The following is a 233-nucleotide window of genomic DNA, read 5'->3' as shown; positions in this document are numbered from 1 at the left end:
TCCATGGATGCCATACTGCTCCATAGCCACTGCGTGGCTAGGATCTTCTCTTACTCCCAAGAGAGCACCATGGATCAAAGGATGGAGTGTTTTGACGCGTCCATCCATTATTTCGGGAAATCCTGTAACTTCAGCAACATCTCTTACCGGTAAACCAGCAGCCATTAAGACTTTAGCTGTTCCTCCTGTCGAAATCAATTCAACATTATAAGTCTGAAGCGCTTGCGCAAACG

At 46.4% G+C, this 233-nt stretch carries 1 pseudogene; it reads right to left on the bottom strand.

Annotation, left to right across the window (positions count from 1 at the left end):
- Positions 1-233, bottom strand: a pseudogene (purH, locus tag ACFIO5_RS12390) (bifunctional phosphoribosylaminoimidazolecarboxamide formyltransferase/IMP cyclohydrolase); the annotation flags it as partial.

The organism is Bartonella sp. AA86SXKL, from assembly GCF_042196885.1.
Note: the sequence above shows the minus strand (reverse complement) of the source record. Positions and strands in the feature narration are given on the sequence as shown.